This window comes from Novosphingobium sp. 11B, assembly GCF_054589055.1.
This window is the reverse complement of record NZ_BAAILP010000191.1, coordinates 9,502-18,191: the sequence shown is the minus strand read 5'-3', so window position 1 is coordinate 18,191 and position 8,690 is coordinate 9,502. Positions and strand designations below refer to the sequence as shown.

Annotated in this window: 6 protein-coding genes; 3 read left to right on the top strand and 3 right to left on the bottom strand. The window is 66.0% G+C overall.

From position 1 onward, the window contains the following. Window positions 1-79: 79 nt before the first annotated feature. From ACYPYD_RS17130 to ACYPYD_RS17120, 3 genes are all read right to left on the bottom strand, one after another. Window positions 80-1,525 (bottom strand): MFS transporter, encoded by a 1,446-nt coding sequence (locus ACYPYD_RS17130; RefSeq protein ID WP_459664406.1) that lies wholly within the window; start codon window positions 1,523-1,525, stop codon window positions 80-82. Window positions 1,526-1,759: 234 nt separating this feature from the next. Further along, a complete protein-coding gene (locus tag ACYPYD_RS17125) occupies window positions 1,760-2,503 on the bottom strand; it encodes a maleate cis-trans isomerase family protein (RefSeq protein WP_459664405.1) in 744 nt (247 codons plus the stop codon). A gap of 11 nt (window positions 2,504-2,514) precedes the next feature. Then, the gene (locus tag ACYPYD_RS17120; protein ID WP_459664403.1) at window positions 2,515-3,438 is read right to left on the bottom strand and encodes an alpha/beta fold hydrolase; all 924 of its coding nucleotides are present in this window, start codon (window positions 3,436-3,438) and stop codon (window positions 2,515-2,517) included. Window positions 3,439-3,728: 290 nt separating this feature from the next. On the opposite strand from ACYPYD_RS17120, the gene ACYPYD_RS17115 reads away from it, so the two are divergent. The 3 genes from ACYPYD_RS17115 (at window position 3,729) to ACYPYD_RS17105 (ending at window position 8,423) form a co-directional block, all read left to right on the top strand. Beyond that, window positions 3,729-4,808, top strand: coding sequence for an LLM class flavin-dependent oxidoreductase (locus tag ACYPYD_RS17115; protein ID WP_459664402.1), 1,080 nt, complete (start codon window positions 3,729-3,731; stop codon window positions 4,806-4,808). Next, a complete protein-coding gene (locus ACYPYD_RS17110) occupies window positions 4,808-5,872 on the top strand; it encodes an LLM class flavin-dependent oxidoreductase (protein WP_459664400.1) in 1,065 nt (354 codons plus the stop codon). Before ACYPYD_RS17115 ends, ACYPYD_RS17110 begins: the two co-directional genes overlap by 1 nt. Window positions 5,873-6,122: 250 nt before the next feature. Then, on the top strand, window positions 6,123-8,423 hold the full coding sequence (locus ACYPYD_RS17105; RefSeq protein WP_459664398.1) for a TonB-dependent receptor: 2,301 nt from the start codon (window positions 6,123-6,125) through the stop codon (window positions 8,421-8,423). The last annotated feature ends 267 nt before the right edge of the window (window positions 8,424-8,690 follow it).

Here is an 8,690-nt window from a genome sequence, read left to right as displayed (position 1 = left end):
GGTTGCTTCGCTTCGCTCGCAATGACGAGGTTGGAGTAGGGAAAAGCTCCGACTTTAACCGCCGGGGCTGCCGTTTCCTTCAGGTCGGCTCGCCCGTGGGATCGACCGCAGGGTCAAGCGCGGGCGCTGCCGTCGTTTCCGCCAGCGCCAGTTCCCCGGCGTCGAGGCGGTAGAAGCACATCGTGATGAAGGCACCGGCCATCGCCAGCGCGGGGATCACCGATTCGCACATCATGATCGCCCATTCGGCGTCGGCACCCTGCGCGCCCGAAGCACCACTGGCCGAGGACACGTAGCCCATCGCCGACAGGAATGCGCCCAGCGCAGCCAGCGAGGCGGCGGACGACAGCTTGTCCAGCAGGGTGGTGATGCCCGCGAAGGCGCCCTCCCGACGCTCGCCGCTGCGGACGAAATCGTAGCGCACGGCATCGGAGAGCAGGGCATAGGCGCACAGGATCATGCCGCCGCCCGCGAAGCCGCCGACGAGGGCACGGGCGCCGATGCCGAGGGTGCTCTCGCCCGGCCCGGCAAGCAGCCAGGTCAGATGGTTGGCGCCATAGACGGCGAGGGCGATCATGTAGCACGCCTTGCGCCCGAGATGGCGCGACCCGAACACCCAGGCCGGCATCGACAGCACCATCGCGACCGTCGAAAGCATGAAATAGGTGCCCAGCGTGGCATCGCCGACTTTCAGCACGACGCGGGTGAAGTAGGCGAGCGTGGCCGATCCGATCACGGTGCCGAACAGCAGGAAGACATGCGCGATGGCGAGGATCTGGAACGGCTTGTTGGCCCAGACCACCACCAGTTGCCGCCACAGTTCGAAGCGGCCGCGCGGCTTGCGGGCGGCCTCGGCACTCGGCGCCGTGCGGGGGGCGTTGCGCAGCAGGCGCACGGCGGCGGTGGTCGCGACGAAGACGATCGCGCCGACCAGGACCGCGAGGATGAGGTGGCTCTGGCGGCCCGGCCCGATCATGCCCAGCAGCCACGTCGGCAGCGTCGATCCGAGCAGGGTGCCGACCGCGTTGCCGTAAGTGCGCCATGCCATGAGCCGGGCGCGCTCGTCGGGGTCGGTGGAGCTTTCGACGACCATGGCGAAGCCGGGGATCGTCATCAGCGTATAGCCGGATGCATGGATGATTAGCGCCAGCGTCACGAAAGCCTCGGTCAGCAGCACCGATCCCACGTCGGGTGCGCCGAACAGCATGACGACGCCCAGCGGCATCGCCAGTCCGCCCGCGAAAAGGAATGGCAGGCGGCGGCCCCACTTCGACTGGACGCGATCGCTCCACGCGCCGACGGTGGGGTCGAGGAAGCCGTCGTAGATTTTCACCAGCGCGAAGATGAGCCCCGCGGTCCCGGCGGAGATCGCCAGACTGTCCGTCATGAACCGCAGGCCGAGGACGGTCACGACGTTCTGTCCCGCCGCATGGGCGAGGGGGATCAGCAGCGACCCTATCCTGATCGACCATGCCCTGGAACTTGCGGCGCCTGCATGGGCCGCCCTACCTGATCCTGTTGCCACGCGGTTCTCCGTACTCGTGCTTGAGACGCAGAACACGGGGGCCCGGGGCGATGGCCTAATGCCGTTTGGTGATATGGCCGCAGGGTGGATTTGCCGCGATGGGCTTGATCACCTGCCCCTCTCGTTGTCATTCCCGCGCAGGCGGGAACCCATCTCCCGACCCATCCCATTGCTCAACGGGGAAGCGCACCAGATGGGTCCCCGCCTGCGCGGGGATGACAACGTGTTCTCGTTCTAGAATTCGCTTAACAGGCGACCCAGTCCCCGCAGCCTGTCCGAAACCCCACAAGCGCGCAGGGCGTGCCAGTAGGTCGCGGTATTGATGGCGATGACCGGCTTGCCGAGAGTGCCTTCGTACTCGGCGGCGAGATCGACCATGGAGAGGTTGGTGCCCACCTGCACGATGGCATCGACGTCGTCTCCGTCGAGCTGCGCGATGACTTCGCGCAGCGTTTCGGGCGTGACTTTGGCGATGTCGGTCCAGCGGCGGCATTGCAGCGCCCGGTCTCGCCTGACGGCAAAGCCGGATTCTTCAAGGAAACGGCGGACCTCGGCGTTCGCCACCGGGTAGTAGGGCGAGACGAAGCTGACCGCCTTCGCGCCCACGGCGGTCAGGGCGGCGGCGACGGCCTCCGCCCCGGTGGTCGCGCCCACCCCGGCTTCCGCCTCGATCCGGGCCTTGAAGCGGCGAGAGCCGTCCACGCCTCCGTAGAAGGTCACCGCCGACATGCCGAGCACCAGATAGTCCGGGCGGCAGGTCATCACCGAGCGCACGGCGTCCAGCGTGTTCTCGGCAATGGCGGTGGTGCCGGCGATGAAGTCCTCGTTCGAGAGCGCCACCGGGTCCTCGACGTGTATGCGTGAGAGATGGTTGGTGACGCCGGGCGGGCGCATACGCTCCATGTCGGGTTGCACGACCGTATTGGTCGAGGGAGCGATCACCCCCAGCAGCTTGCGCCAGCCCAGAACGTCGGTCACGAGCGCTGGCCTCAGCGCCGCATCAGGCGGATGGGGAGGGCGTCCGTCACCCCGGCGTCGAGCCTCGCGAGGGCCTTGGCGTTCGCCTTGCCGTTCGCGAAGGCGTCGAGGAACAAGCTCGCCACCGCATTCGCGTGGCTGAGCCCGTCAAGCTGCATCGGACCGGGCTGGCTGAAATCGCAGATCGCGCCGCCGAAGTAGTGGTTCACGCCCTCCAGCACGAGGCCGTAGCGGTGCCCGCCCGGCTTGGCGGCGTCGAACGCGGCGAGGTGTGCGCGCCATCCTTCCGCATCGCTCGGCGTCATGCCGGGGAGCAGGTCGATGGTGCCGGTCTGGATCAGCGCGGGCACGGCGAGGGCGCCGTACCCTTCCGCCGTCATCATCACCGGGATCGTCGGCGGAGGCGAGAACGCCACCACGCTCGTCGCGAGCCGCGGCATGAGCGGGCCTTCCATCCCTTCGGGTATGACGCCCGCCGCGCTGCCGAGAACGGTGGCGATCAGGCCGCCGTAGCTGTGGCCCATGGCGATGAACGGCGTGTCGCCGATATGCGCGATGAGGGTGCGCATGTCCTCGATGCGGCAGCGCCAGCTGGCAAGGCCCTTGTACTCGGCCGTGTGCGGGTGCTGCGCGGAGTCGACGTGGAGCGGCGCGAGCACCCGGTAACCCGATGCCAGCAGCGGCTGGAGGATGCGGTCGTAGAACCACGGCGCGGACAGGGCGCCGTGCGAGAACAGGATCGTCCCGCGCTTGCCGCTGGTGCCCGCCCACTCGCTGATCGAGATGGTGCGTCCGCCCGGACCGGCAAGGTCGAAAGTGCGGCGTTCCGGCATTGGTGCCGCGACGACGCTGCGCGATGCACCGCCCGCACAGGCGGCGGTGGCGCCGAGCAGGGCGCTTGCAAGAAGGGTACGGCGGGAAAGGGAGGTCGACATGCGCATCGTTCCGGTAGGTCAGAGATCGGAATGACCTCGATCATGCGGGCATGCAATGCGCTTGGCGTGCAGGACACAACCGTCCGAGGAAGGCATGTCCGCTCTGTGGAGTTGATCGCTGCAAGATTGCTTCTGCAGGGGGCATGAGTCCGCCGCATCATCCTATGCGTTCTTCGCCGCAAACGCGCCGATTGCGGGGATTCTAACCGTCATGCGGAGATATGCGCCCGGCTGCTGAGGCCATGCATGAAGGCGTACATAGGCTTTGCGCAGATTCCAGGGGAACGCGCATGCCGATAGAAATCAACGGTCTCATCAATCACAACATGGCCTCCGAACTGTCGCCGGTGCCGGTGTCGCACTACGACATCGACGCCATCGTGAAGCTGGCCAAAGTGCAGGAGGCGGCGGGCTACGACCGCGTGCTGATCGCCAATGCCGCGACGATGCCGGACAACTTCACCACCGCCGCCTATGTCGGCGCCGTCACCGAGCGTCTGGGCGTCATGCTCGCCCATCGACCCGGCTTCATCGCGCCGACCATGGCCGCGCGGATGCTGGCGACGCTCGACCGGCTGCTCGGCGGGCGGCTGGGCGTCCACGTCATCACCGGTGCCAGCGATATCGAGATGCAGTGCGACGGGGACTTCCACACCAAGGAGGAACGCTACGACCGCAGCCTCGAATACATCGACATCCTGCGCCGCATCTGGGCGAGCGAGACCCCGGTGGACCACGACGGCAAGTGGTATCGCTTCAACGGCGGCTATGCCGAGATCAAGCCGCTGAACGGCACGATCCCGGTGTTCTTCGGCGGCATGTCGCCGATGGCGATCGCCACCGGCGCCGCCTGCGCCGACGTCTTCGCCACGCTCAGCGATACCGTGGCGGGCATGACCGAGGTGGTGCAGAAAGTCACCGCCGCTGCGCAGCCGCTGGGCCGCAAGCCCGACTTCCTCGTCTCGCTGCGCCTCGTCGTGGGGGAGAGCGAAGACAAGGCATGGGCGCAGGCGGCGGACCTCAAGAGCCGCATCGCCGCGCTCGAGAGCAAGGCGGAGAAGAACAAGGTCGCCGCCAGCGCTGCCGGATTCGCGCGCACGGCCGAACTCGCCGGCAAGGGCGAGCGGCTGGAGAAGTGCTTCTGGAACGGCATCAACGAGATCCGCGGCGCGCACAGCAACAGCGGCACCCTTGTCGGCGATCCTGACCAGCTCGTCGACGCGATCATGGATTACTGGGACGCGGGCGTGCACAAGTTCATCCTGCGCGGCTACGATCCGATCGGCGACGCCGAGATCATCGGTCGCGACATCATTCCCGCCCTGCGCCGCAAGGTCACCGAGCGGGAAGCCGCAATGGAGGTGCGGTGATGGCCTTCGAAGTCGTCGGCCTCCACTTCTTCGCGGATTCGTCCGAGGCCCATCCGGTGCGCGGGGTCTATGACCCGCAGTTTCTGCGCGATTATGCCGTCGCGCACGAGGAGGCAGGTTTCGACCGTGTCCTCGTCGGGCAGACGGCCACGTGGCCCGATCCGCTCTTGACCGCCGCGCACATCGCGGCGGTGACGAAGACGCTGAAATTCATGGTCGCGCATCGCCCCGGCTTCATCGCGCCGACCATGGCTGCGCGCATGTTCGCGACGCTCGACCGGGCGAGTGGGGGGCGGGCGGGCGTCCACATCATCACCGGCGCCAGCGACGTCGAGACTCAGGCGGACGGCGACTACCTGACCAAGGAGCAACGCTACCACCGCAGCCGCGAATACGTGGAGATCCTGCGCCGCATGTGGTCGAGCGAGGTTCCCTTCGATCACGCGGGCGAGTGGTATCGCTTCAACGGCGCCTTCGCGCTGGTGAAGCCGGTGCAGGAGCAGATCCCGGTGTTCTGGGCAGGGAACTCCGACGCGGCGGTGCAGATGGGCGCGCAAGTCTGCGACGTCTATGCGATCGGCCCCGCGACGCTTGCCGATACCCGGGCGACGATCGCGCGCTTCAAGCAGGAAGCGGCGCTGCACGGGCGCGATCCCGACGTGTCGATGTCGATGCGGGTCATCGTCGCCGATACCGAGGATGCGGCATGGGAGAAGGCGGAGCGCCTGCTCGGCACCGTGATGGACCATCTCGCCAGCGGCAAGCAGATCGGCCGCGACAAGGGCGAAAGCGATCCCGGCACTCTGGCGCTCAAGCGGCAGGCGGCGATGGGTGATCGGCTGGACGAACGCCTGTGGACCGGCATGACCCGCGCCACCGAGGGCCGGCTCCATGCAACCGCGCTGGTCGGCACGCCGGACCAGGTCGCGGCGGCGCTGGAGCAGTATCACGCCATCGGCGTCAACCGGTTCCTGCTCAACGGCTTCTACACGATCGAGGACGTGCGCCTATTCGGCGAGGGGCTGGTTCCGGTCCTGCGCAAGCGCATTGCCGCAGCGGGTTGAGGTGTGGGTCGGCGCTGCGCTGCCGGCCCATGCCCATCACTATTCGTCAAGATAAAGTTTTATTTATACCTGATAAGATTTGAATAATACTCGCCTGGCGAACATTAAATCACAAATTGTTGTCGAGAAATCGACATGACTTAGCTTGGAGCTCTCTCAAGCGCATATCGATAAAATCAAACACATCAAGGGGAAGTTGGTAATGATGAGGACTGTTTCATCTTCTGTTGGTATTGCAGTAATCGCCATGATGTTCTGCAGTACGTCGGCACTGGCGCAAGTCGCCGCCGATGAAGACGTCTCTTCCAATGCGATCATCGTGACGGCCAAGAGCCGCAAGGAAACGCTGCAGGAAGTTCCGCTCGCCATTACCGCCCTCACCAGCGACGATCTTGCCAGCGCGCAGATCCGCGACGTGCGCGATCTTCAGAAGGTGACGCCCAACCTCAGCCTGTTTGCGGGCTCGGGGCGCAACGATCCTTCCGCCTATTCGCTGCGTGGTCTTGCGCCCAATACTTCGGACGAACGCTATCAGGGCATCTCGGTTTTCATCGACGGCGTCGCGCTGTCGGGCCAGCTCGCCTCGCTCGACCTTGAGAACCTGCAGCGCGTCGAAGTCATCAAAGGGCCGCAGAGCGCCAACTTCGGCCGCGCCACGTACAGCGGCGCGATCAACTACGTCACCGTCGATCCTTCGGGCGACGAGGTCACCGGCTTCGTCAAGGCACGCGGCAGCCTGATGAATTCCGCGCCGGAAGCCAGCTACTACTTCGGCGGCACGGTCACCGCGCCGCTGGTGAAGGACGCGCTCTGGGCCTCGGTCGCAGGTTCGGTGTTCCAGAACGGCGCCATCGCCAAGTCGCGCGACGGCGGGGCGCCGATCGGACGCGAGCGCACGCAGGCGGTGTCCGGCACGCTCTACTTCAAGCCCGACGACACGTTCTCGATCAAGCTGCGCGGCATGTACCAGCATGACCGGGACTCGGTGGCCGCACAAGTCGTCGAGCAGCCGCGCGAATGGGTGCAGTCGGGCATCGCCACCGCGCCCTTCGCACGCGGCAACGGGTCGATCTTCCCCAAGTACCTGCCCGATCCCGACATCGACAACATCGGCACCAGCGGCGCGGACGGCTATGCGCGCGACCGCTACTTCGCCAGCGCCGTCGTCACCAAGATGTTCGGCGACTACGAACTGAGCTATCGCGGCGGCTACGTGAATGAATCGCGCACCGCCGACGCGCCGAATGCCCCGCGCGCCAGCGGCGTGGGCCAGGACAAGGTCTTCGGCGAGGCGCTTGCCAACAACGAAGTGACCCTGCGCGCCGCCTCGCTCGGCACCTTCCCGTCCTACGAGAAGTTCACCAATACCAGCCACCAGCTGATGCTGCTTTCGCCAGGTGACAAGCCGCTGCGCTGGCGCGTGGGCGCCTACTACTTCTGGGAGCGCGACGACACCGGCTTCACGTCCTTCGCCACCACGGCCAACCCGGCGGGCCGCACCCGCGACGACCGGCTGGAGAACCGCGCGATCTTCGGCGGCCTCGACTGGGATTTCACCCAGCAGCTGACGCTCAGCCTCGAAGGCCGCTACGCGCGTGAGAGGATCTTCGCGCCGAGCTGCCCGACTTGCGCCTTCTATCCGACCACGAGCGACTATTCGCAGGTGTCGAAGGACTTCTCGCCCCGCGTGACCGTCAGCTACAAGGCGACGCCGCAGAACATGCTTTATGCGCTGTTCTCCAAGGGCGTGAAGAGTGCGCGCGCCGGTTACGTAACGGTGGGCGGTGTCACCCAGCCGGTCTATGCCGACCCGGAAAAGCTCTACAACTACGAGATCGGCAGCAAGAACAGCTTCTTCGGCGGCGCGCTGACGCTGAACCTTGCGGCTTTCTATGACGAGGTGAAGGACCAGCAGCTGGTCAGCACGCTGGAGCGCACCGTATCCGGCCAGACCGTCACCGTTTCGGCGGTGGGCAACGTCGGTTCTTCGCGCATCGTCGGCTTCGAGGCGGAGAGCAACTGGCGCGTGACCCCGCAGCTGACGCTGCGCGGCTCGGTCGGCTATGCCAAGCAGGAGTTCACCAATCCGAACCCGATCCTGATCAGCTCCGGCTCGACGGCGGGCTTCCCGGTGACGACGAACGGTTCGGTGGTGCTCGACGGGCTGACCCAGGCCAACGTGCCTTACTGGAACGGCTTCGTCGGCGGCGAGTACCAGCTTCCCGAAGTCGGCGGCTTCCTGCCCTCGCTGCGTGTCGATGGCAGCTATCGCGGCAGCTACTTCGCCACGTTGTCGAACACTGTGAAGGTGCGTTCGGCCTGGACGGTCGATGCGCGGCTCAACCTGACCAGCGATATGATCGACCTTGCGCTGTTCGGCCGCAACATCCTCAACAACCAGCGCGCGACCGGTTCGGGTCTTGCGGGTGCGACCGCGAGCTGCATGTTCATCGAGCGCGACACCGCGACGTATGGCACGAACCAGCAGTGCCTCTACGCCTCGGCGCCGCGTCCGCCCGAGTTCGGCATGGAAGCGACGCTGCGCTTCTGATCTGACCCTGGAGGGGAGGGAAAGGCCGGTCGAGAAATCGCCCGGCGTTTTTCGTGCCGAATCCCAGGGTGGGAGCACAAAGTCCGCAGCAGTGCCACGCCGTCACCCTGAACTTGTTTCAGGGTCCATCGGGCAGTTGGTGCCGGAGTGCAGAACAGCAAATGGCACCGGCGGTTTACTGGTCCCGACGCAGCGTTTGCGGCGCAATGAACCCTGAAACAAGTTCAGGGTGACGAGGTGTTGGGGCGCGAGGTAGCCGCAAAAAAT

Excerpts from the sequence above, each read along its gene's own strand:
- ACYPYD_RS17120 (WP_459664403.1), bottom strand. The coding sequence starts at position 3,438 with ATGTCGACCTCCCTTTCCCGCCGTACCCTTCTTGCAAGCGCCCTGCTC.
- ACYPYD_RS17115 (WP_459664402.1), top strand. The coding sequence starts at position 3,729 with ATGCCGATAGAAATCAACGGTCTCATCAATCACAACATGGCCTCCGAA.
- ACYPYD_RS17110 (WP_459664400.1), top strand. The coding sequence starts at position 4,808 with ATGGCCTTCGAAGTCGTCGGCCTCCACTTCTTCGCGGATTCGTCCGAG.
- ACYPYD_RS17105 (WP_459664398.1), top strand. The coding sequence starts at position 6,123 with ATGTTCTGCAGTACGTCGGCACTGGCGCAAGTCGCCGCCGATGAAGAC.